At 68.2% G+C, this 24,527-nt stretch carries 21 protein-coding genes; 5 read left to right on the top strand and 16 right to left on the bottom strand.

Features of this window, described 5'->3' with window-relative positions; all coding sequences use genetic code 11:
• The 8 genes from VNO22_12095 to VNO22_12060 all read right to left on the bottom strand — a co-directional run bounded on the left by VNO22_12095 (position 1) and on the right by VNO22_12060 (position 10,620).
• A complete protein-coding gene (locus tag VNO22_12095; GenBank protein ID HXG62114.1) occupies positions 1-2,994 on the bottom strand; it encodes a serine/threonine-protein kinase in 2,994 nt (997 codons plus the stop codon).
• 79 nt (positions 2,995-3,073) lie between these two features.
• Positions 3,074-3,769 (bottom strand): sigma-70 family RNA polymerase sigma factor, encoded by a 696-nt coding sequence (locus VNO22_12090; GenBank protein ID HXG62113.1) that lies wholly within the window; start codon positions 3,767-3,769, stop codon positions 3,074-3,076.
• A gap of 150 nt (positions 3,770-3,919) precedes the next feature.
• Positions 3,920-4,882, bottom strand: a complete 963-nt coding sequence (locus VNO22_12085) for an asparaginase (GenBank protein HXG62112.1) — start codon at positions 4,880-4,882, stop codon at positions 3,920-3,922.
• Entirely contained in the window at positions 4,879-5,658 is a 780-nt protein-coding gene (locus VNO22_12080) for a hypothetical protein (protein ID HXG62111.1), read from the bottom strand. Before VNO22_12080 ends, VNO22_12085 begins: the two co-directional genes overlap by 4 nt.
• A gap of 15 nt (positions 5,659-5,673) precedes the next feature.
• A complete protein-coding gene (locus tag VNO22_12075; protein ID HXG62110.1) occupies positions 5,674-5,949 on the bottom strand; it encodes a hypothetical protein in 276 nt (91 codons plus the stop codon).
• Complete coding sequence (gene rseP / locus VNO22_12070; protein HXG62109.1) at positions 5,942-7,807, bottom strand: RIP metalloprotease RseP; 1,866 nt, start codon at positions 7,805-7,807, stop codon at positions 5,942-5,944. The genes VNO22_12075 and rseP overlap by 8 nt, the downstream gene beginning before the upstream one ends.
• The gene (locus tag VNO22_12065; GenBank protein HXG62108.1) at positions 7,795-8,934 is read right to left on the bottom strand and encodes a 1-deoxy-D-xylulose-5-phosphate reductoisomerase; all 1,140 of its coding nucleotides are present in this window, start codon (positions 8,932-8,934) and stop codon (positions 7,795-7,797) included. The genes rseP and VNO22_12065 overlap by 13 nt, the downstream gene beginning before the upstream one ends.
• Before the next feature lie 33 nt (positions 8,935-8,967).
• Positions 8,968-10,620: an adenylate/guanylate cyclase domain-containing protein gene (locus VNO22_12060; protein HXG62107.1), complete on the bottom strand. Its 1,653-nt coding sequence runs from the start codon at positions 10,618-10,620 to the stop codon at positions 8,968-8,970.
• Positions 10,621-10,780: 160 nt separating this feature from the next.
• Here VNO22_12060 and VNO22_12055 point away from each other — a divergent pair, with 160 nt between their 5' ends.
• The 5 genes from VNO22_12055 to VNO22_12035 are packed head-to-tail and all read left to right on the top strand — an operon-like array spanning position 10,781 to position 16,737.
• The gene (locus VNO22_12055; GenBank protein HXG62106.1) at positions 10,781-12,520 is read left to right on the top strand and encodes a peptide-binding protein; all 1,740 of its coding nucleotides are present in this window, start codon (positions 10,781-10,783) and stop codon (positions 12,518-12,520) included.
• Between the two features lie 12 nt (positions 12,521-12,532).
• Positions 12,533-13,507, top strand: a complete 975-nt coding sequence (locus VNO22_12050; GenBank protein HXG62105.1) for an ABC transporter permease — start codon at positions 12,533-12,535, stop codon at positions 13,505-13,507.
• A 3-nt stretch (positions 13,508-13,510) separates the two neighbouring features.
• Positions 13,511-14,668 carry an ABC transporter permease gene (locus tag VNO22_12045; protein ID HXG62104.1) on the top strand — a complete coding sequence of 386 codons (1,158 nt, stop codon included), beginning with the start codon at positions 13,511-13,513 and terminating at the stop codon, positions 14,666-14,668.
• A gap of 57 nt (positions 14,669-14,725) precedes the next feature.
• Positions 14,726-15,709 carry an ABC transporter ATP-binding protein gene (locus VNO22_12040; GenBank protein HXG62103.1) on the top strand — a complete coding sequence of 328 codons (984 nt, stop codon included), beginning with the start codon at positions 14,726-14,728 and terminating at the stop codon, positions 15,707-15,709.
• Positions 15,706-16,737: a dipeptide ABC transporter ATP-binding protein gene (locus VNO22_12035; GenBank protein HXG62102.1), complete on the top strand. Its 1,032-nt coding sequence runs from the start codon at positions 15,706-15,708 to the stop codon at positions 16,735-16,737. Before VNO22_12040 ends, VNO22_12035 begins: the two co-directional genes overlap by 4 nt.
• Here VNO22_12035 and VNO22_12030 read toward each other — a convergent pair.
• The 8 genes from VNO22_12030 to VNO22_11995 form a co-directional block, all read right to left on the bottom strand.
• On the bottom strand, positions 16,721-17,371 hold the full coding sequence (locus tag VNO22_12030) for a type II secretion system protein GspJ (GenBank protein ID HXG62101.1): 651 nt from the start codon (positions 17,369-17,371) through the stop codon (positions 16,721-16,723). The genes VNO22_12035 and VNO22_12030 overlap by 17 nt on opposite strands.
• On the bottom strand, positions 17,368-17,946 hold the full coding sequence (locus tag VNO22_12025) for a prepilin-type N-terminal cleavage/methylation domain-containing protein (GenBank protein ID HXG62100.1): 579 nt from the start codon (positions 17,944-17,946) through the stop codon (positions 17,368-17,370). Before VNO22_12025 ends, VNO22_12030 begins: the two co-directional genes overlap by 4 nt.
• Positions 17,933-18,493: a prepilin-type N-terminal cleavage/methylation domain-containing protein gene (locus VNO22_12020; protein ID HXG62099.1), complete on the bottom strand. Its 561-nt coding sequence runs from the start codon at positions 18,491-18,493 to the stop codon at positions 17,933-17,935. The genes VNO22_12025 and VNO22_12020 overlap by 14 nt, the downstream gene beginning before the upstream one ends.
• The gene (gspG, locus tag VNO22_12015; GenBank protein ID HXG62098.1) at positions 18,474-18,896 is read right to left on the bottom strand and encodes a type II secretion system major pseudopilin GspG; all 423 of its coding nucleotides are present in this window, start codon (positions 18,894-18,896) and stop codon (positions 18,474-18,476) included. The genes VNO22_12020 and gspG overlap by 20 nt, the downstream gene beginning before the upstream one ends.
• Before the next feature lie 10 nt (positions 18,897-18,906).
• Positions 18,907-20,121 carry a type II secretion system inner membrane protein GspF gene (gene gspF, locus VNO22_12010; GenBank protein HXG62097.1) on the bottom strand — a complete coding sequence of 405 codons (1,215 nt, stop codon included), beginning with the start codon at positions 20,119-20,121 and terminating at the stop codon, positions 18,907-18,909.
• 21 nt (positions 20,122-20,142) lie between these two features.
• Positions 20,143-21,849, bottom strand: a complete 1,707-nt coding sequence (gene gspE, locus VNO22_12005) for a type II secretion system ATPase GspE (GenBank protein HXG62096.1) — start codon at positions 21,847-21,849, stop codon at positions 20,143-20,145.
• 7 nt (positions 21,850-21,856) lie between these two features.
• Complete coding sequence (locus VNO22_12000; GenBank protein ID HXG62095.1) at positions 21,857-23,989, bottom strand: secretin N-terminal domain-containing protein; 2,133 nt, start codon at positions 23,987-23,989, stop codon at positions 21,857-21,859.
• Between the two features lie 19 nt (positions 23,990-24,008).
• On the bottom strand, positions 24,009-24,527 hold a 519-nt coding region (locus VNO22_11995), incomplete at its 5' end, for a hypothetical protein (GenBank protein HXG62094.1).

The following is a 24,527-nucleotide window of genomic DNA, read 5'->3' as shown; positions in this document are numbered from 1 at the left end:
CTATCGGGGAACCCGAAGCCGGGCGCGGACGAGCTCGCAAAGCGCCCGGAAGGCCGCCTCGTCGCCCGATCCTTCCTGATAGAGGACGGCCGAGATGTTTTCCTTGCGGTATTCGGCGAAACGCGTCAAGGTCCGGCCCTCGGCGGCCAGGCGCCGGCGCTCCGCGTCCAGAAAGTTCGGGTCCCTCCCGACGCGCACGACGATCGTCACGTCCGCCGGATCCACGTGGGCCTTCCAGGCCGTGACTTTCCCGGCGAGCTCCACGCTCTGGGGGTTGGGTTCCCGTCGGCGCTCGAGGTACGCCATGCCCTTGGGGAGTTCCGAGGCATCGATCCCGTAGTCTTCGGGGGCTGGGGGAGGCATCCTCATCTTCCGGCGCAGGGTCGCCTCGAGCGCGTCGAGGATCGGCCACGCCTCCTCCGGTCCCGTCACGTGGACGAGGAGATAGTCCTTGTGCAGGAGGAGATCCGCCGGAGTGCGTCGCGCCGTCCGCAGGTCCTGCCGCAGGTCCCGGAGGTCCGAATAGTCTTTCATGGAGAAGGAGAGCGTGCCGGACGGACCTTCCAGGGTTCCGCGATCTTCCCGGTCGGACGGGGCCTCGGGACGAACCACGCGGTATCCCGGAGGAAGGTCCTTCTCCTCGAGACGGACCCTGCCGAGGCGAACGTACCGCGGCGCGTTCGGGGAGCAGCCGAGCTTGGCCCGGATCATGTTCTGAAGCGCGTCGAGCTCGGGATCGTCCGGAGCGTCCACGGCGTAGAGCCAGATGTCGTGATCTTCGGCGGTGTCGCGCTCGTTCACCTTCCGGTTGAGCTGGACTTCCGCCGTCGAGCGCGCCTGAACGTCCGGAATCTCCAGCAGAACGATCGAGCCGGCGGGCTTCAGGGTCGCCTTCCAGGCGCGCGTCACTTCCGACGGGACGATCTCCTTGAGGGCCAGCGCGCGAAGGACGGCCGCGGGATCGGACTCCACGCGGTCGAACGAAAAGCCGTCCGGAAGCTCCGCCGCCGAGGGGACGATCGTTTCCCAGCGGCGTCCGGGAAGGCCCATCCACTCGCGCACCGGCTCGGCCAGCCTCTCGTACGTCAGGAGATCCTTCCTCCACAGGGAAAGCGCCGCCACGGTGCGGCCCGCGCGGAGCACTTCCACCTTGAAGGCGGACGCGTGTTCCGGATCGCGCGCCCATTCGGCCTCCTTGCGGCGCGCCGCCTCGAGATTCTCCAGGAGCGCGGCGGCCAGCCGGACCCCGCGGCCTCCGTCCCGCAATCCGAACTCCTGGACGAAGCCGTCCGGACGCGTCTCTTCCCGAAGGAGGACCACGTCGCCGCCGAGATCCGATCTCGAAAACTTGAGGTTTTCGAGCGGCACATCGAGAGGCTCTTCCGGAAGGCCGAGCCTTTTCCGCGCGGCGGCCACGAGTCCCGCGAAGAGCGCGCGCGCCGGGCGGTTCCGCGCGAAGGCCAGAACGAGCAGATTCCCCTTCCGGTAGCTCCACCGGTTCCGGAGGCTTCCGGAGCGGTCGAACTCCCGCTGGGCCGCCTCGGCCGCGGCCGTGTCGAGCACCGCGTAGGCGGGTTCGGCGGCGTACCAGACGGCCAGGTAGGCCTGGCGGACGTCCCCGGGCGAAAGGGACGCCAGGCCCAGCCAGTTGACGATCTTGGCGACCTCCTCGCGATCCTTCGCATAGAAGGGATTCCGCACAAGGTTTCCGCCGGGGGGCACGAGAACCCTCGGAACAACGCGGTCGTTCTCGGTGATGAAGTACGGCGTAAGATCAAGCGGCTGGGCGAGCTTTTGGGAGCATTCCTCGATGGCCCGGCGCGCGGCGGCGCGGTCGGCTTCGTCGGAGCCGACCCTCAGAAGGGCCTCGTAGAGGTCGCGCGCGCCGGCGTAGTCCCCCGCGGCCAGACGCGCGGCCGCGTCGGCGCGAAGCCGCGCCAGCGGATCCTCCCGGCGAAGAAGCGCCCATGACGCGAGGCCCGTGACCGCCAGCGCGACGGCGACCCCCAGGCCCGCCACCCATCGTTTCCGGTCCCGGCGCACCCCCGCGGGAGTGACGACGGTCGGGCTGTAGGAAGCGGCCGGCGCCACGGACGTGACGCGCGTGACGTCCTCCCGGATTTCGCTCGCCTTCTGGTAGCGCCGTTCGGGCTCCTTTTCCAGGGCCTTGAGGACCACGTCGTCCAGGCGAACGTCCACCTGCACCTTGCGCGAAGGGGGCTCGAAGCGCCCGAGCGGAAGCTCCCCGGTCAGCATCTCGTAAAAGACCACGCCCATCGAGTAGATGTCCGCGCGGTGGTCCACGGCTTTCGGGTTCTCGAGCTGTTCGGGGGCCATGTAGTGCGGCGTGCCCATGACCATGTTCGTGAGGGTCAGCGCGTGAACCCGGCGTTCGTCCCCCACGATCTTGGCCAACCCGAAGTCCGCGATCTTCACCCGTCCTTTGCGGTCGACGAGGATGTTTTCCGGTTTGATGTCCCGGTGGACGATCCCCTCCGAATGGGCGTACTCGAGGGCGTCGCAGAGCTGAGGAACGATCCGGATCGCTTCCTCCGGCGTAAGTTTCCGGTCCCGCAGAAGGCGCCGGAGGTTCACGCCGTCGACGAACTCCATGACGAAGAAGAAAAGCCCCGCCTCGGCTCCGAAGTCGTGGACGGCGACGATGTTCGGGTGGGAGAGCGATCCGAGCGCCTTGGCCTCCCGGATGAACCGGTTCTGGAAATCCGGGTCGAGCGCGAGCTTCCGCGGGAGGATCTTGAGGGCCACGAACCGGTCGAGGCTCGGTTGGCGGGCCTTGTAAACGACGCCCATGCCGCCGCGGCCGAGAAGCTCCACGATCTCCAGGCCGTGGAAGACGTCGCCGGGCTTGAGGGGCGGTTCCTCGGCCGCTGGATCCGGCCGGCTGGGCTCCTGCGCGAAGGCCGCCGCGCAGCGGGGGCAGAGGTCGCCCGCGTAGAGCTCCCCGCAGGTGGAGCATTTCTTCATCGTGTTCATGGCCTCCACCTCCGGAAAAGGAAACCGCGCCCCAAGGTTACACGATCCACGACGTCCGAAAAAGCAAGGCTTTCCCCCGTCAGTCCCTTCCGAGCGCCGCGAAGAGCTCCGCAAGTTCCTCGTCGACCTCCCGCGGGTCCTGCACCGTGCGGGCCACCTCCTCGCGCAGAAGCTCCCGGTACCGTCGCCGGGCCCGGTGGAGAATCACCTTGAGGTTTCCTTCCGACACGCCGAGTCGCCCGGCGACCTCCCGGAGGCCGCGCGCCGCCCCGCCCGAAAGATACTCCCGCAGCGCCTCGAAGCGGGGGCCCATCTCGTCCTTCAGGACCCCCAGGGCCCGGTTCACGATCCCCACCGCCCACTGCCGCCGGTACACCTTCTCCGGCGCCTCCGCGGCCGTGTGGGCCAGCTCCATTTCCGCCCCGGCGAAGTCGAGCGACAGAAGCTTCCCGCCCCGCTTGAGGGCGCGGCGGCGATCGTATTCGTCCGACAGGAAATGCCCCAGGCAGGCCAGCAGGAAGTTCCGGAAACGCCCCTTGGACCGGCTGACGGCCGCCAGCGCCTCTCGCTCGAAAAGATCCGCGAAGAACGCTTGAGTGAGATCCTTGGCGTCCTCGACGTCATGGCCGCGCCGGCGGATGTAGAAGTAGCAGGGCTTCCAGTAGCGCTCGACGAGCGCGCCGAACTCCCCCCGGTCGCGCGCCCGAAGCACCATGGTCCAGACCGTGGGCGCGAACGTCCGTCGGGACCCGCCGATCGATGTCTCCCGGCTCACCTTCACGAGTATACGCCCCACCGGCCCGCGGCGCGCCCTCCCATCGCGTCCGCCCGCGCAACCGGAGCGGCCCGAAAGCGCTCGACGAACGCAAGCGCCCTGTCCAGAAGGGTCTGTCATCAAGATGTCCATTCGAGCCCCGGCGGCGGTTCACAGGCGCACGCGGACCTCCCCGACCGCGAGCCCCGCATGGTTCCGCAAGACCGGATCGGCGGCTTTCCCGACCCGCGCCAGATCCTCGCCCTCCAGGAGCCCGAACTTCCGAAAAAGCGCCGCCAGAACGTGGACGACGGGGCGGGCGTTGCCGTCCACGACCTTGAGCGCGATTCCCGCCCGCCGCGCCGGAACCGCGCACAGATAGACGCCCTCCGCCCCTCCCTTCGCGAGGATCCTGCCCGGCGCGGAGGACATGATCGAAGCGCACGGACGCCCCACCCGGTCCGGATGCGCCGTCATGGCCTCCCGCACGCGCCGGGCGGAGGGATCCGCGGCGCCGGCGAACTCCGCTCCCGCCCGGGCGAGGGCGCGAAGGGGAACGGCGAAGGTGGGCGCGCTGCATCCGTCGATCCCGATCCGGATCGCGCGGGCGACGACGCCGGTGAAGCGCGCGACGGCCCGGAGGTTCGCCCGCTGCACCGGGTGGCCCGGGTCGAGGTAACCCTCCAGCGGCGCCCCCAGCCGCCGCGCCGCGGCCAGCATTCCGGCGTGCTTCCCCGAACAGTTGTTGTGAAGCGGCGTCGGTTCCCGCCCGGCTCCGTAAAGTTCCCGCAGCCCCCGGGAGGAAAGCGGCGGGTGACTTCCGCACCGAAGCGCCCGGGCCGGCACCCCCGCCTTGCGCAGGATCGAGCGGACAGCCCGCACGTGGGACGCCTCTCCCCCGTGCGACCCCGCCATGACGGCCAGCTCCGAAGCCTCGAGCCCGTACGCGTCGGCCGCCCCCGCCTCCACGACGGCCCAGGCCTGAAACGGCTTGGCGCACGAGCGCAGGAACACCGGCGCCGCGACCTCCCCGCACGCCAGCGCCGTGCGGCCGTCCACGAGAACCGCGACCCGCACGCGATGAAGCGACTCCACCCGCCCCCCGCGCCGGAATTCGCAGAGGATCTCCTTCATTCCAAGGCCTCCCGAAGGCACGCCTCCACGTCCCGGAAGCCCCAGCGGCGCGCGTCGTAGCTCAGCGTGAACGCGGGAACCCGCTCCACCAGGCGGCGCGCGCGCTCCAGGAGCCGCGCCCCCGCCGCCGCGTCGTCCCCGAAATAAAGCACGCACCTCAGCAGCCGCAGGAGCGCCTCCCCCTTCCCCAGCGGCCGCGCCCCCCGGGGAGCCCGCCGGTCGAGAAAAAAAATCCCCTCCAGCGGGCGATTCCCGTTGTCGCGTCCCGGGCGGAAATCCCCCCAGAACGGCGTCGCGTAGAGCCGCCCCGCCCGCACGCCCACGAGCTCGTCGGCCAGCAGCCGGTCCCGCGGCGCGACGCGCCCGAGGGTGCTTTTTCCCGCCCCCGAGGGGCCCGGAAAGAGCCACCCGTCCACGGCCGCCGCATGGCAAAGGAAGCCGCCCCGGCGGATCAGCGCGAAACTGAGCGCGATCCGAAGGAGCGAATCGAGCGGAGACGGCCGCGCCAGGATCCGCGCCCAGCCGCCGCGCCCTCCCAGCTCGGCCTCCAGGTCATGGCGCTGGATCCGCACGCCTCGTCCGTGGGCGCACACGCGGGGCTCTTCCCGATCCGGACCCAGCGGCCGATCCACGAAATCGACGTGAAGGCGCAGATCCGCCCCGCCGGGCGCGCGAAAGGGCTCGTATCGGGCGCCCAGGCGGCGCAGAAGCTCCGCGCGGCCGGCCGCCAGGCGAAGCCCCACTCCGGCGATGCGCAGGGTCAGGGCGGAACCCATGGGAACCGGCGCGGCTCAGTAGACGATGACGTCGGCCAGGCGGGAGATGCTGACGATCTTCTCCGCGCGGACCCGCACTTCCTTCCGGTTGGGATGGATCCCGAACCGCCGGGCGTCCATCACGTACTGCTCCTTGGTGGAGGGCCCCTCGGCCCGATCGTGCGCGTCGGCGTCCCGAAGCACCACGAACTCCCCCTCCAGGCGGTCGAGCGTCCCCAGGTACACGAACGCCGAGTCCGTGTCCACGACGACGACTTCGTTCAGGAACTTCTCCCAGGCCGTCTTATCCACCGATGATCAGCTTGGAGATGTCGTTGTAGGTCACGAAGAGGAACAGCGCCAGGATGAAGAGCAGTCCGGCGTACTGGAACGTCGCCACGAACTTCTCGCTCGGAGGAGGCTTCCCCAGCCACTTGCGGACGACTTCGATCGCCAGAAGGACGTTATGTCCGCCGTCGAGCACGGGAATCGGCAGGAGATTGAAGATCCCGAGGTTCACCGTGATCAGGCAGAGCAGCCACAGGAAGTTGCCGAACGAAAGATCGGCGCTGCGGTAGGTCACGTGGATGATCCCGATCGGCCCCGACAGTCCCTTGGCGGATTCTCCGCCCGTGACGAGTTTCTTGAGGACCTCGAAGGTCATTATCGTGATGTCGTACGGCTCGTAGACGCCGGCCGCGACGGCCTGACCCAGGGAGCGCCGGCGGAAGGGGCGCGAATCCTCCGTGGCGAGGAACCCCGCCAGGGGCCCGGACGTGTACGCGGGCAGCCCCAGCGCCGCGACGTCTCCCTCCACGATCCGTTCGGTCTCCAGGGTCAAGGCGATCCACTTGGGTTCGCCCGCGCGCTCGACCTCGATGCGCACGCGGCCGGGGCGCTCGAACCGCTGTCCGAGAAGGCTCGCCAGGGTCACCTCTCCCGGCTGACCTTCCACGGCCCGGAGCCGGTCGCCGGGCTTCAGGCCCGCGCGGTCGTAGTACGACCCGGGAACGACGCGCGCGACGACGTTCGTCCAGTGAGGCTGGATCCCGATGACGCCCTTTCCGCTGTCGGCCCCGAAGCCGGTCCGCAGGCGCACCCGCTCCGTCCGGTCGCCCCGCCGCACTTCGATCTCGAACTCCCGGTCCGGATGGGGCTCGATGGCGTCGCGCAGGTCCTGCCAGCAGGCCACCGGCCGATCGCCGACGCGGACGAGGACGTCCCCCGGCTCCAGCTTGTCGTAGGCCGGCGTCCCCGGAAGCACGCGCCCCACGATGCACTCGAGAAGATTGTCGTCCTGGGGAACGACGTGCCATTCCCGGGCGGGAACGGTCAGGCGCACGGAGTAATCGGCGTCCTCGAAGTCCGCGGCCCGGCGGCGCAGGGTCAGGAGCACCTCGCGCCCCGCGGCGGCCCGCAGAAGGGTTCCGGCCTCGCGGCCCGTCGTGACGCGCCGGCCGTCGAGGGCGACGATCTCGTCGCCGGCCCGGATTCCGGCCCGGGCCGCCGGGGAATCGGGCGTGACGGACGGCAGGCGCGTCGTCGGGGGAATCGTGCCCGCGTGGTAGGAGGACTTCATGGTGCGGATCTGGAGCGTCTCCTCCCGGTCGCCTCGCCGCACGCGGACCGGCACCGAGGAGCCCGCGGGGCGGCGGATCATCTCGATGCGGAACTGGTCGAGGCTCGTAATCCGGCGGCCGTCCACCTCCAGGATCACGTCCCCGGGGCGCATTCCCGAATGGGCCTCGGCCATGCCCGGAACGCCCACTTCATTCGGCGCCTCGTACTTCCCGACGGCGTACGACAGAATCGCGATGGGGAAGGCGATGAGAAGGTTCATGACGGCGCCCGCGGTGAAGATCTGGAAGCGCTGCCACGGGGTTTTCGAGGTCAGCTCCCAGGGTTCGCCGCGGCGTTCGTCGCCGAGGGATTCTCCGGCCATCTTCACGTAGCCCCCCAGCGGCAGCCACGCCACGCGGTATTCCGTCTCGCCCCGGCGGAACTTGAAGATCGCGTGGCCGAAGCCGAGCGAGAAGACCTCCACGCGGACCTTGTTCTTTTTGGCCATCAGGAAATGGCCGAGCTCGTGGAGGAAGATGATGAACCCGAGCCCCAGGATGACCATGAGGATCGAGCCCAGGCTGTCGAGGTACGGCTTCAGAAATTCCATCGGGCCTCCTGTCTGGCCCAGGCATCGGCCTGGAGGACGTCCTCGAGCGACGGGCGGGCCACCCCGCGGTGGCGGTCCATCACCCGCCGCACGACGTCGAAGATCTGGGGAAACCGGATGCGCCCCGCCAGGAAAAGATCCACGGCGACCTCGTTGGCCGCGTTCAGGACCGCCCCCAGCGTCCCGCCGACCTCGGCCGCGCGGTACCCGAGATCCAGCGACGGGAATTTCCCCCGGTCCGGGCGCTCGAAGGTGAGCGCCCCGACTTCGGCCAGGTCGAGCGGGCGGATGGTCCCGGCGGCCCGTTCCGGGAACGTGAAGGCGTACTGGATGGGGGCGCGCATATCCGGCACGCTCATCTGGGCCACGACCGAACCGTCCACGAACTCGACGAGCGAGTGGACGATGGACTGGGGATGCAGGAGCACCTCGATCTGCGAAGGCGCCAGATCGAAAAGCCATTTGGCCTCGACGATCTCGAGGGCCTTGTTGAACATCGTGGCCGAATCGACGGTGATCTTGCCCCCCATGTCCCAGGTGGGATGGCGGAGGGCCTGTTCGGGGGTGACGTTCTCGAGCTCGGCGCGGGAGAGCCGCGCGAAGGGGCCGCCGGAGGCGGTGAGGATGACGCGGCGCACCTCGCGGCGGCTTCCGGCGCGGAGGGCCTGGAAGATGGCGCTGTGCTCGCTGTCGACGGGGACGATCCGGGCTCCCGAGGCGCGCGCCGCTTCAAGGAGAATCGGCCCCGCCATGACGAGAGCTTCCTTGTTGGCCAGAGCGAGAGTCTTTCCCCGCTCCGCCGCCGCCAGCGCGGGTCCGAGCGCCGCGGCGCCCGTGATCCCGCAGAGCACGACCTCCACGTCGTCCCCGGAGGCGACGGCGCGGACCCCCTCGGGCCCCGGAAGAAGCACGGTGGGCGAGCCGTTGAGCGCCCGGCGGAGGGCCTCTCCGGCCGCGGGGTCCGCCAGCGCGGCGCGGGCCGGCCGGAAGCGCTCGATCTGTTCCTTGAGCGCGCGCCAGTTGGAGCCGGCGGCCAGCGCCCGCACCTCGAGCCCCAGGTGGGCGGCCACGTCGAGGGCCTGGGTGCCGATCGAGCCCGTCGAGCCGAGAATCGCGACCCGCCTCATGACGGTTCCCATTTCAGCACAAACGGGCCCGGATCACAAAGTTTCCGCGCCCGCGGGCCGCGGGGCCTCCCGGAGGATCTCGAACGCCCGGAGAGGCTTTTCCCTTCCCTTGAGGACCACTTCGCCCAGGTCGCGCGCCGGGAACTCGTCCTTGACGAGCTGATGCGTGCGCTCCCCCACGACCACGCTGTTGACCGGCGGGAGCTTGGAGAGCCGCGCGGCCACGTTGACCGTGTCGCCGAGGACGGTGTACTCCATGCGGGTGGGCGTGCCGACGTTTCCGGCCACGACGGGCCCCGTGTTGACGGCGCAGCGGACGTTGAAGCGCCGGCCGGGGTTCTCGCGGTTGAAGCGCTCCAGCTCGTCGAGCATCGTGAGGCAGCAGCGGACCGCCGCGGCGGCGTGATTCGGAAGGTCCACGGGGGCGTTGAAGATGGCCATCACCTCGTCCCCGATGAACTTGTTGACGTTGCCCTTGTGGGCGAAGACCGCCCGGGTGGCCATGAGGAAAAATTCGTTGAGGAGATCGGCGATCCCCTTGGGCCCGATCGTCTCGGCCAGCCGGGTGGACGCCTCCACGTCGATGAAGGCCACGCTCACTTCGCGTTCGACGACCTCGAGCCCCACTTCCCCGCCGCGGCTCATGAGCATGGCGACTACGTCCGGCGAGTGGTACTTCGAGAGATTGGTCCGCAGAAGCTCCTCCCGCCGCAGGCGCATCTGGGTCTCCTCCTGCCGGATGCGGATGGCGATGAGGTTGGCGATCGCCGTCAGAAGCTCGAGATCCTCCTTCGTGAAGGCGTAGGACTTGGCGAGATTGTCCACGTAGAGGGCGCCGTAGACCTCCCGCTCCTCCCAAAGGGGCACGCAGAGGGCGGAGCGGATGTTGTACTGGACGATCGAGAGCCCCTGCATGAAGCGCGGATCCTGCAGGGCGTCGGAGGTGATGATCGAGACTTTCTGGCCGACGACCTGGGAGGTGATCGTGGTCGAGACGTGGATGTCCCGGCCGTCGATGAGCCCGCGGGCGCGATGGAAGGCGAGGCGGGCCCTGAGCTCCCCCTGCGGCCCGGAGCGCAGGAGGATGACGCCCCGCTCCGCCTGGATGACCTCGAAGATGAGGCGCATGGCCGTCGCCAGCATGTCGTCGAGCGTCGCCGCGGTCGAGAGGGCTTTTCCCACCTGGAAGAGGATGAAGAACATCTTCGAGTCGCGCGCGGCGCGCTCGCCGCTGACGTCTCTTCGGATGTCCTTGAGCGAAAGGCCCTGGGAGAGGGCGCCGGCGATGTCGATGCTGTAGTTCTGGGCGATGTCGTCCACGCGCTGGACGATCTCCGGGCCGCCGAAAAACTCGGTTCCTTCCCGCCGCGCGGCGGGCCGGACCGCCGAGGGCCGGCCGGGCTCCTCGTCGAGGAAGGTGATCTCGGCGTCGCCCAGGCGGATCACGTCCCCGTGGTCCAGGGTTCTCGTCTCGACGCGCTCGCGGTTGACGAAGGTGCCGTTGGAACTGCCGAGGTCCTGAACCACGTACCGGTCGCCCCGCCGGACGATTGTCGTGTGTCGGCGCGAAATCAGGGAGTCCTTCAGCTCGATGTCGTTGTCGGGCGTTCGGCCGATGGAGACGCTGTCCTTGGTGAGGGGGAACTCCCTCGTCTGGCCGCCCTGCCTGACGACGAGCTTCGCCAAGGAGAGACTCCGACGCTTTCCGGAGGGTCTCGAAACGGACGAACGACCGACGTATTTAATCACCGCGCCGCACGAGGGTCAAGGTCGCCGCCCGGCAAAAACAGTTGACTCCCCGGCCTCGGCCCCTACGATGAAATCGCGCGGACATGGGGGGCTTGCGATGAACCGTTCGCCGGGCATTCGACTTCTCCTTCTGGCGGCCTGCCTGACCGCCGGGCCGATCTCCTGCAAACCTTCCGAAAGCGACAGACCCCCGGCCGGGGGAAAGGCCGCTCCGGACACCTCCGGCGCCGCTTCCTCCGCGACCGCCGTCGCCGACCGGGGCATGTCCGAAGAGCGCAACCCCGAGTTCGAGGCCCGCTGGGACGGGTTCTACAAGAGCGCCTACGACCGCGGCGACACGCTCGTGATCGGCACGATCGGGGACGCCGACGCGCTCAATCCGCTCGTCAGCACGACCAAGGGAGCCAGCGATGTCGAGGGCCTTCTTTTCCTCGGCCTCACCCGCACGAATCCCGACTTCTCCCACGCGCCTCTTCTGGCGAAGTCCTGGGAATTCTCCCCCGACCATCGGGAACTGACCTTCAGGCTGCGCGACGACGTCTACTGGCACGACGGCGTCAAGACCACCGCCCACGACGTGAAATTCACCCACGAACGGGCGATCAACCCGGAGATCGGCTGGTCCGCCATCAAATGGAAGGAACACATCAAGGACGTCGTCGTCGTGGACGACTACACGGTCAAATTCATCTTCACCCGCGTCTACCCCTATCAGCTCATGGACGCCGTCGTCGGCGAGATCCTTCCCAAGCACCTCTTGGAAAAAGTCCCTCCGGCGGAATGGAAATCGGCCGCCTTCAACCGCAACCCGGTGGGCAACGGGCCCTACAGGTTCAAGGAGTGGAAGGCCCAATCCCACATCATCGTCGAGGCCAACGACCGCTACTTCATGGGCCGGCCGCCTCTCGATCGCATCATCTTCAAGGTAATCCCCGACCAGGAGAACCTCATCCTGCAGCTCAAGAGCCAGCAGATCGACTTCATGGAGATGGTGCCGCCCAAGTTCTTTCAGGAACTCTCCCGGGTGCCGCACCTGCAGGGGTACGTCTATCCGAGCCGGGCGTACGGATACATCGGCTGGAATCTGACGCATCCGATCTTCCGATCCCGCAAGGTGCGCCAGGCGCTTACCCACGCGATCAACCGCCAGGACATCATCGACTCCGTGCTCTTCGGATTCGGGGAAATCTGCAAGGGCCCCGTCCATCCCATCATCTGGGCGCATAAGCGCGACGTTCCCGATTTCCCCTACAACCCCGACCGGGCCCGGCAGCTTCTGGCCGAAGAGGGCTGGAAGGACACCGACGGCGACGGGTGGCTGGACAAGGACGGCCGGCGCTTCGAGTTCACGCTCAAGACCAACAAGGGGAATCAAATCCGCGAGGACATCTGCGTCATCGTCCAGGACCAGCTCAAGAAAGTCGGCATCAAGGTGAACCCGACGCTTCTGGAATGGACGATCTTCAGCGAAGACCTCAACAAGAAGAATTTCGAGGCCGCCGTGGCCGGCTGGTCCGTGGGGCTCAAGATGGATCTCACGACCATGTGGCACTCCAAGTCCATTCCGGACAAGTTCAACTTCGTCTCCTATTCCAATCCGGAAGTGGACCGCCTGATCGACGAAGCTCAGTTCGAGATGGACCGCGAGAAGGCCCGGGCGATGTGGCACCGCGCCCAGGATCTTATCGCCGAGGACCAGCCGTACACGTTCCTGTACGTCCCCCGGCAGATCAATTTTCTCCACAAGCGCTTCCGGAACGTGCAGATGGAGACCGTGGGCTGGAACTACAACGTCAACCAGTGGTGGGTGCCCCGGGCGGATCAAAAGTACAAGTAGCGCCCCCTCCCGATGCGGACCTATATCCTCCGCCGCCTGGCCCTCATGGTCCCCCTCCTCTTCGGGATCCTCACGCTCAACTTCTTCGTGATCCACGCGGCCCCCGGAGACCCCGCCGACATCTTCGACAACCCCGACCTTCCCCCCGAGTACCGCCGGATGCTCCGGCGCAATCTCGGTCTGGACCAGCCGGTCCCCGTGCAGTACGTCAAGTACCTGAAATCCGTCCTCGTCGATTTCGAATTCGGATACTCGTTCGCCAAGAAGCGCCCCGTGGCCGACGAGATCCTCGACGCCCTGCCGAACACGATCCAGCTTTCGCTCCTGGCGCTTTTCCTGGAACTGGCCATCGGGCTGGCGGTCGGCATCGTGGCCGCCGTGCGGCAGTACTCCGCGTTCGACAACGTCTCCCGCGTGGCGGCCCTGGCCTTCTACTCCATGCCCTCCTTCTATCTCGGACTCCTCTTCCTCTTCCTTTTCGCCGGGGGCGTCTGGCACCTCCTTCCCGCTTCCGGAATGATGAGCGTCCCCGGGTACGAGGACCTCCCGCCCCTGGGGAAACTCTGGGACCGCTTCCTCCACATCGTGCTGCCGGCGGCCACGCTGGGCATCGGAAGCGCCGCCTACGTGTCGCGGTACATGCGGGGGCAGCTCCTCGAGGTCATCCGCCAGGACTACATCCGCACCGCGCGCGCCAAGGGGCTTCCGGAGCGCGTCGTCGTCTTCCGGCACGCGCTGCGGAACGCCCTCATGCCCATCGTCACGCTCATGGGCCTGAGCCTGCCCTTCCTCTTCAGCGGCGCGGCGATCGTCGAAAACGTCTTCGCCTGGCCCGGCATGGGACGCGTGGCCGTGGAGGCGGCCTTCCAGCGCGACTATCCGATGTTCCTGGCGGTCAACCTCATCTTCGCCGCCGTCGTCATGCTCGGCAACCTCCTGGCCGACCTGCTCTACGCGGTGGTCGATCCGCGGGTGAGGCTGGAGTAGGCCATGAACGCTCTCGACTGGATTCCCGGACTCGGCCACTGGCGGATCGGGCGGCGGCGGACCGCCCTGATCCTGGCGGGGTTCCTGGCGCTTTTCGTCGGGCTCGGGGCGGCCAACGCCGCCCCCTTGGCCGACGCCGCCGGCCGCATCCTCCGGCGCGCGCGCGGCGAACCCGTGGCCGTCACCGCGCGGCACGTCGATTTCGTCGTGTCCGGACTCCTCCTCCTGGCGCTGGCGGCGGGTCTGTTCGTCCTGTCCGGCCGCCTGTGCCGCCGGGCGCGTGGCGAGGCCGCCGGCGACCGGCCCCGCTCCGAGTCCCACTGGAAGATCGCCTTCCGGCAGTTCCGCAAGAACCGTCTGGCCGTGGCGGGCTCCGTGATCCTCCTCGGAATCTACCTCGTGGCGCTGCTGGCGCCGCTGGTCGCCCCCTACGACCCCGCCGAACAGGGCGACCGCGTCCGCGAGCGGCTTCTGCCCCCCTCCGCCGAACATCCCCTGGGCACGGACAAGTTCGCCCGCGACGCCCTCAGCCGCATCGTCTACGGCTCGCGAATCTCGCTTCTGGTGGGCTTCCTGGCCGTCGGAATCACCGTGACGATCGGCACGGTCTACGGAGCGATTTCGGGCTACTGCGGCGGGCGGGTGGACAACGTCATGATGCGGATCGTGGATGTCCTGCTCTGTTTCCCCACGATCATCCTCATCATCACGGTGATCGCCCTCTGGAGGCACCAGTCGATCTGGATCATCATCACGGTCATCGGGCTGACCTCCTGGATGGGCGTGGCGCGCCTGGTGCGCGGCGAATTTCTGGTGCTCAAGGAACTCGACTACGCCCAGGCCGCCCGGGCGCTCGGGACGCGCCCCCCGCGCCTTATCTTCCGCCACCTCCTCCCGAACGCCATGACCCCCGTCATCGTCGCGGCCACCCTCCAGGTGGGCTCCACGATCCTTCTGGAGGCCGGCCTGAGCTTCCTGGGACTGGGCGTCCAGCCTCCCACCCCGAGTTGGGGGAACATCGTCTACGACACCAAAGGCAACATCTTCTCGGAGTGGTGGCTCCCGCTCTCGGCCGGCACCGCGATCCTCATCACCGTCGTGGGCTACAACCTCGTGGGGGACGGCCTCCGGGACGCCCTGGATCCGCGCCTCAGACAATGAGACCGCCCGTGGCGCTTTTCGCCCCTCCCGGGCCATGCTAAACTGACGCCGCCTTCTATGGAGAACGCCGACGGCGACGTCCTCCTGGACGTCCGCGACCTCCGCACGCACTTCTTCACCGACGACGGCGTCGTGCGCGCGGTGGACGGGGTGTCCTTCCGCGTCCGCCGCGGCAAGACCCTGGGGGTCGTGGGGGAATCGGGGTGCGGCAAGTCCGTCACCGCCCTCTCCGTCATGCGCCTGATTCCCCCGCCGGGCCGGCACGTCGGCGGCCGGATCCTTTTCGAAGGACGCGACCTGGCGACCCTTCCGGAACCCGAGATGCGCGCCGTCCGCGGGCGCGACATCGCCATGATCTTCCAGGAACCCATGACCTCCCTCAATCCCGTCTTCACCGTGGGCTACCAGATCATGGAAGCGATCCGGACGCACCTTCCGGTCTCCCGCGCGGAAGCGCGCCGCCGGGCGGTCGAACTCCTCGAGAAGGTCAAGATCCCCGCCGCCGCCCGCCGCGTGGACGACTACCCCCACCAGATGTCCGGTGGCATGCGCCAGCGCGTCATGATCGCCATGGCCCTGGCCTGCACGCCCCGGCTGCTCATCGCCGACGAACCCACCACCGCCCTCGACGTCACGATCCAGGCCCAGATCCTGGACCTCCTGCGCGAGCTCCAGCAGGAATTCCGGATGTCCGTCCTGATCATCACCCACGACCTCGGGGTCGTCGCCGAGGTGGCCGACGAGGTCGCCGTGATGTACGCCTCCAAAATCGTGGAGTACGCCCCCGCGCGGGAGCTTTTCCGCGAGCCGCTTCACCCGTACACGGCGGGGCTCCTGCGCTCGATCCCCCGCCTGGACACTCCGAAGGCCGGGAAGCTCGCCGTCATCCCGGGCACGGTGCCCAACCCGCTCCGGTTTCCGCCGGGCTGCGCGTTCCATCCCCGGTGCCCCCTGGCCGTGGACCGCTGCCGGGCCGTCGAACCCCGCCTGCGGGAGCTCCGTCCCGGACACTGGGTCGCGTGCGACGTGGTGAACCCGTGACGCCGCCGCTCCTCGAAGTCCGGGATCTCAAGAAGCACTTCCCCGTGCGCAAGGGACTCTTCGGGCGCGTGGCCGGCTGGGTGCGCGCCGTGGACGGCGTCTCCTTCGCGCTGGCTCCCGGCGAAACCCTCGGGCTGGTGGGCGAATCCGGCTGCGGCAAGACCACGGCCGGCCGGAGCCTCCTGCGGCTCATCGAGCCGACGGCGGGACGGGTCCTCTACCAGGGCGCGGACCTCCTGGCGCTTCCCCCCGCCGAGCTTCGCCGCAAGCGCCGCGACCTCCAGATCATCTTCCAGGATCCCTACGGATCGCTCAACCCCCGCATGACCGTGGGCGCCATCGTCGCCGAAGGGCTCGTCGTGCACGACATCGGCACGCGCGCGGAGCGGGCGGAGATCGTCCGCGAAACCCTCGCGCGCGTGGGGCTCGACCCCGCCTGGGCCCACCGGTATCCCCACGAGTTCTCCGGCGGACAGCGCCAGCGCATCGGCATCGCCCGCGCCCTCGTGCTCAACCCCAAGTTCATCGTCTGCGACGAGCCGGTCTCGGCCCTGGACGTCTCGGTGCAGTCCCAGGTGGTCAATCTCCTCGTGGAGCTGCGCGAAAAATACGGCATCGCGTACCTTTTCATCTCCCACGACCTGCGCGTCGTGAAGTACATCAGCGACCGCGTCGCGGTCATGTACCTCGGGGAGATCGTGGAGACGGCGCCTACGGAGGAGATCTACCGGAGGCCGCTCCATCCGTACACCGAAGCGCTCCTTTCGGCGGTGCCGGTCCCGGATCCGGAGCGCAAGCGCACGCGGATCCTTCTTCCGGGAGACGTGCCGTCCCCTCTGCATCCGCCCTCGGGCTGCCGCTTCCATCCGCGATGCCCCAAGGCGATCCGGGGACTCTGCGACGTGGTCGCCCCGCCGCTCAAGAGCTACGACGGCCACCAGGTGGCCTGCCACGTCGTCGAGAAGGAGCTGACCGGAACGATCCGCGGAGCGCCCGAGCCGCCCGGCCCCGTCAGCGCGGGAGGGTGACGATCGTCGCGAAGGCGCGGTCCTGGTCGCGCCCATCGCGGTCCCGGAGCCGCACGCGGAGCTCGACCTTGACGGCCTTGGGAAGCTTCCCTTTTTCCTTCACCGCGCTCCACTCCGCCTGCCAGCGCTCGCCGTTCCAGAACTGAAGGTCGAAGTGGGTCACCCGGTCGTAAAGCTCGAGGAGAGACCCGCCCCGGAGCGGTTCGGCGTCCACAAAGTAGTCTTCGCGCCGATAGAGGATGGCCACCCCGGACTCGGAGGGGTGGTCCCGGAGCTGGTAGCCCACCTCGTTGACGGAGTGAAACGCCGGTTCCTCGTCCTCGCGGCGCGATCCGTACGCCAGGCGCGAGGTGACGAAATCGATCCGATCCCGTTCGCCGGCCGGAGCCGAGCGGCTGACCGCCAGGAAGCCATCGACTTCGTTCTCCCCCTCCTTGGGAGGAAGAACGGCCCCTTCGAGATCCTCGCGGATCTGGGCCAGAATCGCAGGTCCGATTTCGCTCGAAGCCAGGATCGCCTCGATCCGCTCCTGCCCCTGAACGGTGGAGACCAGCACCCCGTAGGCGACCGTCATCATGATGGCCAGGAGAAGCACCGCGAGCATCAGCTCGACGAGGGTGAATCCGCTCCTCACGGCGATCCCTCCCGGGAAGGATTCCCCGCGGGCGGAGGCGCGTCCGGATCCCGGCCGGCGGGGGTGCCCTCCGGCTTCTCTCCTCCCGGCGGCGGGGCGTCCTCTTCGGCCTCCCCCTGGGACGAAGCAATCGGGAAGAAACTTTCCAGCACGATGGGCTCCTCGACGTCCGGGATCCCGATCCGGAGGGTCAGGTGGAAAAGCTCCCGGAGCTTCCAGGAAACCTTGTCCTTCGGCAGGTTCGGATCTTCGAGCGGAATCGGACGGCGCGCCGCCAGATATTCCCAGGTGAACCCCGCGTACGCGGCGTCGTCCTGGCCGAAGTCCCCCGCGGCGCTTCCCCCCACGCCCGTCCAGAGCGCCCGGTCCAGCTCAAGCTCGGCCATCTTCCGGGAAGCCAGCATCCACGCGGTGCGCACGTCGCGCGACCAGGCGGCCTCCCGCACGATCTCCACTCGGCGGTGGAGAAGAAGAACGGCCGTCGTCCCCAGAATTCCGAGCGCCACGAGGACCTCGACGAGGGTGAAGCCCCCCTGGGCGCGGCGCCGGACGGATCCGCCGTCAGGGACCTTCATCGCGCAGCACCTCGTCGGCCTCCTTGCGGCCCTCGTAGAAGGAAACCGCTCCGGTGAAGCCGTTGAACTTGACCGCCAGCTCGCGTCCGTCCCGGTTGCGCAGATTGACGACGGCGTGGGAGGTCGTCCCGAAGGGGGACAGCCGCAGGCGCGTCCGGCCGGTCTCGACGCGCTGCCGGTCCCCCGCCAGAACGTCGGTCACGGCGACGTCCTCGGGCAGCTCCTTCAGAAAAACGGGCTCGTACTCGTAGCCTTTGAGGGTTTCGTCGCCGGCGGCGGCCGAGCGCGGGAACGCGGCCCAGAGCCAGTAGCGCCCTCCCGAAAGGTCGATCTCGAAATAGACGTCGCGCCCCGTGGCCGCCGCCCGGGCCATCCCCTGCTTGAACAGCCCCGCCATCTCCCGCGCCGCGCCCCGGAGGCGGTATTTCGGCACCAGATAGTCCATGCGCGTGGCCGCCAGGGCGACGAGAAGCCCCAGGATCGCCGTCACGGCGATCAGCTCGATCAGCGTGAAGCCGCCGCGCCGGCTACCGCTTGTACGCTTCATGGTTCCAGATGTCCTCCGCGTACCCTTCGCCGCCTTCCCGGCCGTCGTCGCCCAGCGAGATGATGTCGAACGGCTGCCCTTTGGTGCCCGGGACCCGGTAGATGAATTCCCGGCCCCATGCGTCGCGCGGCGGATCCTTGAGATACCCGCCGGGGGGCCAGTTCCTCGGGTTGGCGTACGGGGGCATCGTCACCAGATCGTCCAGCCGGTCGGGATAGCGGTTGTGATCGAGCTTGAACTGAACGAGGGCGTTGCTCACCTGGCTGATCAGGGCGCGCGTGGCCTCGACCTTGGCGCGTTCGGCCTTCCCGGCGATCTGCGTGATGAGCACGGTCGCCAGGACGCCGATGATCACGATGACCACCATCATCTCGACGAGCGTGAACCCGGATGTGCGGCGCATGGGGCCCCCCTTAAAGGTTGGACATCTGGAGAATCGGAAGGAGGATCGACAGCACGATGAATCCCACGACGAAGGCCATAAGAACGATCATCAGCGGCTCGAGGAGCGCGGTCAGCTTCTGGGCGGCCACCTCGACCTCTTCGTCGTACGCCTGCGCGGTCTTCTTGAGGAGCTCCTCGAGGCGGCCCGATTCCTCGCCCACGCCGATCATGTACGCGACCACGGGAGGAAAGACCCGGCTCTGCTTGAGCGGGGTGGCGATGTCGGCCCCTTCCGCGACCTTCCGGCGGACCTCCTCGAGAGCGTCGGCCAGAAGCGCGTTGTCCACGACGCGCTTGACCACCCCCATGGCCTCGAGCACCGGAAGGCCGCTTTCCAGAAGCGTGGCCAGCGTGATCGCGAAGCGCGAAATGGCGGCCTTGCGCATGAGGTTGCCGAGGACGGGAATCCTGAGCTTCATCGTGTCGATCCAGAGGCGCCCGCCCGGAGTCCGCAGCGCCTGGAGGTAGGCCAGCCAGAGCCCCACCCCCGCCGCCCCGAGCGCCCACCAATATCCCGCCAGGAACCCGGAGACCGCCATGAGAATTTCCGTCGGCAGCGGCAGGGCGGCCTTCCCCTGCTTCTGGACGACCTCCAGGATCTTGGGAACCACGTACGTCAGCAGCACCGCCACGACGCCCACGCCGATGACGAGCATGATGATGGGATAGGTGAGCGCGGCCATGACGCGCGACCGCATGCGGTTCTGCGCGTGAAGGTAATCGGCCAGGCGCAGAAGCACCTTGTCCAGGTTCCCGCCGGCCTCCCCCGCGCGGACCATGTTGGCGTAAAGGTCGTTGAAGTACCGAGGATGACCCGCCAGGGCCTCCGAGAGCGCGCTGCCCTGGGAGACCCGCTCGCGGATGTCCATCAGGGCGGCCTTGAGATCGGTCGCCTCCACCTGGTCGATCACCGCGGTGAGCGCGCCGATCATGGGAATGCCGGACCCGAGGAGCGTCGCCATCTGGCGGGTGACGAGCGCCACGTCTTCGGGGCGCCGCCGGCCCGGCCAGAGCCGCAGCCGCCGCCCCCCTCCCTCGCGCCCCTGAACGAGGGGTTCGAGATCCGTGACGTGAAGCCGGCGTCCCTTGAGCTTGAGGCGCGCCTCCTTGGGAGAGTCGGCGTCGATGACGCCGGCCTCGGCCGCGCCGTCCTCCTTGAGCGCCTTGTACGTGTAAACGGGCATCGCGGTTCCGAACCGGCCGGGCTAAAACGTATCCATCTGGGTCACGCGCAGGACCTCCTCGGGGGTGGTCTTCCCCGCCAGGACCTTGCGCGCCCCGTCCATCCGGAGCGTCCGCATTCCGCGCTTGATCGCGTCCTGCTTGATGAACGTGGACCCGACCCGCTGCATCGTCTGCTCCCGCACGTGGTCGTCCACGGTGAAAATCTCGAAAATCGCCGTGCGGTCCCGGTATCCGGAGTTGAGGCAGTACGGGCATCCGCGGCCCCGCCAGAGCTTCCCGCCGGGAACGTCCTTGGGCGAAAGCCCGATCCCGGCCAGCTCCCGCTCCGTCGGGGCGTACTCGGCCTTGCAGTGCTTGCAGATCAGGCGCACGAGCCGCTGAGCGACGACTCCGATCACCGAGCTGGCCACGAGATACGGCTCCACCCCGAGATCGAGGAGCCGCGTGATCGCCCCCGGCGCGTCGTTCGTGTGCAGGGTCGAGAAGACCAGGTGTCCCGTGAGGGCCGCCTGGATGGCGATCGTGGCCGTGTCGAGATCCCGGATTTCGCCCACGAAGATGATGTCCGGATCCTGCCGCACGATCGAACGCAAGCCCGTGGCGAAGGTCAGCCCCTTCTTGTAATTCACCTCGATCTGACTGATCCCCGGCAGGTGGTACTCGATCGGATCCTCGATCGTCATCACGTTGTATTCGACCGTGTTGATCTTCTTGAGCGCGGCGTAGAGAGACGTGGTCTTGCCGCTGCCCGTGGGACCCGTGACGAGCACGATTCCGTGCGAGGCGTCCACGAACTTCTTGAAGATCTCCATGTCCTGACCCTCGAGGCCCAGCTCCTCGAGGTCGTACAGGCGCGCGCTCTTGTCGAGCAGCCGCATCACGATCCGCTCGCCGTAGATCGTGGGGACGCTCGAGATGCGGATGTCCACGTCGCTGTCCCCGAGACGCACGTTGCAGCCGCCGTCCTGCGGAAGGCGCCGCTCGGCGATGTCCATCTTCCCCATGATCTTGATCCGGGAGATCACCGCATCCTGGATCTTCTTCGGCGGCGCCATCATGTCGTAGAGGATGCCGTCGATGCGGTAGCGGACCTGCAGCTTGTCCTCGTAGGGCTGGATGTGGACGTCGCTGGCGCGCATCTTGAGCGCCTGGAAGAGGATCATGTTGACCAGCTTGATGATGGGCGCCTTGTTGGCGATGTCGAGGAGGTCCTGGCTGCCCTCGACTTCCTTGGAGAGCCCCGCCAGCTCGTTCTCGTCCAGCTGCTCGAGCATCTCGTCCACCACGTCCACCTTCTGCTGGTAGGCGCGGTTGATGAGCGCGGTGATCTCGGCGCGCGAGGCGAGCACGGGCTCCACGATCCGGTCGAGCATCGCCGACAGCTCGTCGATCGGATGGGTCTCCAGAGGCGAGCAGGACGCCACCCGGATCGTTCCGTTGGCCTGCCCGATCGCGATCAGGTTGTGATGGCGGGCGAACTGGACGGGAACCCGCTCCACGAACTCCTTGGGAACTTCATAATCGAGCAGCCGGTCGAGAACCGGCATCCCGAGGCACTCGCCGAAGATCCGAAGCATCTGCGCCTCGGTGAGATATCCCGAGGTCGCCAGCACGCGGTCGAGCGGCTGACCCGTCGTGTGGGCGAGATGGACCCACTCCTCGAACTTGTCGCGGACGTACAGTCCCTCCCGCTCGAGGATGGCCTTCAGAGTCTCGATCAGCGCCATGGCCCCTTCACTCCCGCCGCGGCGTCTCGGCCGGACGCTTCGCGGGAGGAGGCGCCTGGAAGCGGAAGGTGGATTCCGGCAGCCGCTCCCCCCGCAGCTCGACCTGAAGTCCTGAGACGGGCTCCCCCCGCAGCCGGTCGATGATCCCCTTGCGATCCCGGGTCAGCTCCCGGTAGTCGCCGAACCCGTAGTCGTAGAGAATGTAGGGCGTCAGGAAGATGTAGAGCGTCCGCCGGTCCTCGGACTCGGTGGTGCGCCGGAAGAGCCACCCGAGAAGCGGGATGTGCGAGAGGATCGGGATCCCCTGGACGTTGTCCGAGGCTTCCTGCGTGACGATGCCGCCGATGACCATCGTCTGCCCGCTCGGGACCATGATCTCCTTCGTCTTGATCTCGCGCGAGTTGCGGGTCGGAGGGAGGTTGGACGGGCCGGGAGCCAGCTTTTCGATCTTCACCGTCGTCTCCAGGCGCAGATAGCCGCCCTCGCTGATGTGCGGCGAGATCGAAAGCGTCGTCTCGGCCGTCTCGAACGTGAAGGAGGTCTGCGCCAGCCCCGTTCCGGCCACCGTCGTCTGAGGAACCGGGAAGCGGGTCGTCACCTTCATCTCCGCGGCCCCGTTGTCGTTGGTCGCGGCTTCGGGCTCGTCCAGGATCGAGATCCGGGCGCGCCCCTCGAAGGCCTTCAGAAGCGCCGGGATGTTGCCGAACCGGTCCCGCACGGCCAGAAGGAGAATCCCCGGCGTAGCGACGTCGGGCGTGATGGAAGGAAGCCCCGTGGCCGAATCGAACTGCACCGCCGACAGCCCGAACGCCGTCCGCCCCCCGCCGATCGTCCGGCCCGTGGGATCCTCCAGGCGGGCCAGCTCCACCCCGAGATCGAAGTCCTGGTTGGCCGTCACCTCCACGACCGTCGCCTTGATGAGCACCTGCGGGCGGCGCTGGTCCAGCCGCCGCACGATCTGCTCGAGGGTCTTGTACGTGTTCCGGTCGGTGACCAGGATCACCGAGTTCGACCGGATGTCCGCGACGATCGTGGGCTCCGTGCCGGTCAGCGTCGTTCCCGGAGCCGTGGGAAAGGGAGACGTCGTCGGCCCGAGAGCCTGCACCGGCGGCGCGCCCGGCGGCGGCACCGCCTGGCCGGGCCGTACCGCCCCGAACCCGCCGCCCGCCGGAACCCCCTTGTCGTCCACCGAAATCCGGTACATCGCGTTGAGCGTCCGGGCGATGTCCACGGCGTTCGTGTGCCGCAGGTGCAGAATGTAGATGCCGCTCGTTTCGAACTCCGTCTCCCCGTCCAGCCGCCGCACGATGTCCTCGAGCTGCGCGAGACGGTTGGGCTCCGCCAGAAGCACCACGGCGTTCGTGCGCTTGTCGGCGACCACCTGAACGGACTCCGGACCGGAAACGCCGGGTACCACCCCCGCCGGCCGGGGCTGGACCTGCCGGCCGATGAGGGTCTTGACGAGATTGTTCATCATCTGCTCGACTTCCGTGGCGATCGCGTTCTTGAGCGGGATCACCTTCATCTCGACGTCGGGCTTCTTCACATCCATCGCCCGGATGATCTCCTCGAAGCGCTGGATGTTGTAGTCGTAGTCCGTGGCGATCAGAAGCCCCGCCGATTCGATCGAGAGGATGTTCTGCGGGAACGACGCCATGTTGAGAAGCGCCGCCTGGACGTCCCGGGGACTCACGTACTGAAGCGAGAAGATCCGCGTGATGAACCGGTCCTGCGGCCGCAGCTCTCCCTTCTCCACCGGCACGGGCTTCTTGGGGGCCACCGGAGCCGCCGCGATCTTGTAGATCGTCTCGCCGCCCTGTTCGGTCGGGATGAGGACGAGATCGCTCACCTGCAGAATGGACTGGTACGCCTTGAAGAGAAGCTCGGGGTTGTCCGCGATCGGCGTGTCGCTGACCAGGTGCACCCGCTTGTTGCGCAGGCCCAGGTCCTCCGTCCACAGGATCGTCTTCTTGGTGATCCGCTGCACGGCCACCGTGAGGTCGTGCAGGTTCACGTCCTGAAGGATCCCCCCCGGCTTCTTCTCTTCCTGCCGGCCGGCCGCCGGCGGCGGCTGCTGCTGCGCCAGAACCGCCGACGCCGCCAGCGCCCAGAGCGCGCCCACCCTCCCGATCCGCCTCATGGCTCCTCCCGTCGCCCCTCTACCGTTCGGCCGGCCCCGGGGCCAGCCGCCAGTGATAGGACCCGTCCACGTCCCCTTCCGCCCTCAGAACCACCAGACGCCGCGCCGGCGCCGAGACCTGAGCCCCCGGCAGGTGGGCCTCCCCCTCCCCGCGCCCCTCCTGCGCGGCCCCCACGAGCCCCTTCACTTCCCGAATGCCCGCCTCCACCCGCCCCCGCCGGATCGCCACGAAATTGCTCCCCAGGTCCGTCACCACGAGCGCCTCCCGCAACCGCTCTCCGAGATCCACCCGCACGTCCCCCCGATCCAGAACGAGTTTCCGGAACGAGGCGAGCGTCACCGAGGCGTCCTCGCCCAGACGCAGCGTCCCGCGCCCGAGCTCGAACGTCACCGCGCCGCCGGCCTCCGTGACCACGCGTTCTCCGGGAGCCACGACGGCCCCGGCCCGCAACGCCTCCGACGAGCCGTCCGCCCGCACGACGATCGCGCGTCCCGAAACCGCGGCCACGCGGAACTCGTCCGATCCGGAAATCCGCCC

This window comes from Planctomycetota bacterium, from assembly GCA_035574235.1.
Classification (GTDB): Bacteria; Planctomycetota; MHYJ01; order MHYJ01; family JACPRB01; genus DATLZA01.
The sequence above is the reverse complement of the archived record's forward strand: the minus strand, read 5'-3'. Positions and strand labels throughout refer to the sequence as shown.

Excerpts from the sequence above, each read along its gene's own strand:
- VNO22_12040 (HXG62103.1), top strand. The coding sequence starts at position 14,726 with ATGGAGAACGCCGACGGCGACGTCCTCCTGGACGTCCGCGACCTCCGC.
- VNO22_12000 (HXG62095.1), bottom strand. The coding sequence starts at position 23,989 with ATGAGGCGGATCGGGAGGGTGGGCGCGCTCTGGGCGCTGGCGGCGTCG.
- VNO22_12050 (HXG62105.1), top strand. The coding sequence starts at position 12,533 with ATGCGGACCTATATCCTCCGCCGCCTGGCCCTCATGGTCCCCCTCCTC.
- VNO22_12020 (HXG62099.1), bottom strand. The coding sequence starts at position 18,493 with ATGAAGCGTACAAGCGGTAGCCGGCGCGGCGGCTTCACGCTGATCGAG.
- VNO22_12085 (HXG62112.1), bottom strand. The coding sequence starts at position 4,882 with ATGAAGGAGATCCTCTGCGAATTCCGGCGCGGGGGGCGGGTGGAGTCG.
- VNO22_12095 (HXG62114.1), bottom strand. The coding sequence starts at position 2,994 with ATGAACACGATGAAGAAATGCTCCACCTGCGGGGAGCTCTACGCGGGC.
- gspG (HXG62098.1), bottom strand. The coding sequence starts at position 18,896 with ATGCGCCGCACATCCGGGTTCACGCTCGTCGAGATGATGGTGGTCATC.
- VNO22_12055 (HXG62106.1), top strand. The coding sequence starts at position 10,781 with ATGAACCGTTCGCCGGGCATTCGACTTCTCCTTCTGGCGGCCTGCCTG.
- rseP (HXG62109.1), bottom strand. The coding sequence starts at position 7,807 with ATGGAATTTCTGAAGCCGTACCTCGACAGCCTGGGCTCGATCCTCATG.
- VNO22_12065 (HXG62108.1), bottom strand. The coding sequence starts at position 8,934 with ATGAGGCGGGTCGCGATTCTCGGCTCGACGGGCTCGATCGGCACCCAG.
- VNO22_12080 (HXG62111.1), bottom strand. The coding sequence starts at position 5,658 with ATGGGTTCCGCCCTGACCCTGCGCATCGCCGGAGTGGGGCTTCGCCTG.
- gspE (HXG62096.1), bottom strand. The coding sequence starts at position 21,849 with ATGGCGCTGATCGAGACTCTGAAGGCCATCCTCGAGCGGGAGGGACTG.
- VNO22_12045 (HXG62104.1), top strand. The coding sequence starts at position 13,511 with ATGAACGCTCTCGACTGGATTCCCGGACTCGGCCACTGGCGGATCGGG.
- VNO22_12025 (HXG62100.1), bottom strand. The coding sequence starts at position 17,946 with ATGAAGGTCCCTGACGGCGGATCCGTCCGGCGCCGCGCCCAGGGGGGC.
- gspF (HXG62097.1), bottom strand. The coding sequence starts at position 20,121 with ATGCCCGTTTACACGTACAAGGCGCTCAAGGAGGACGGCGCGGCCGAG.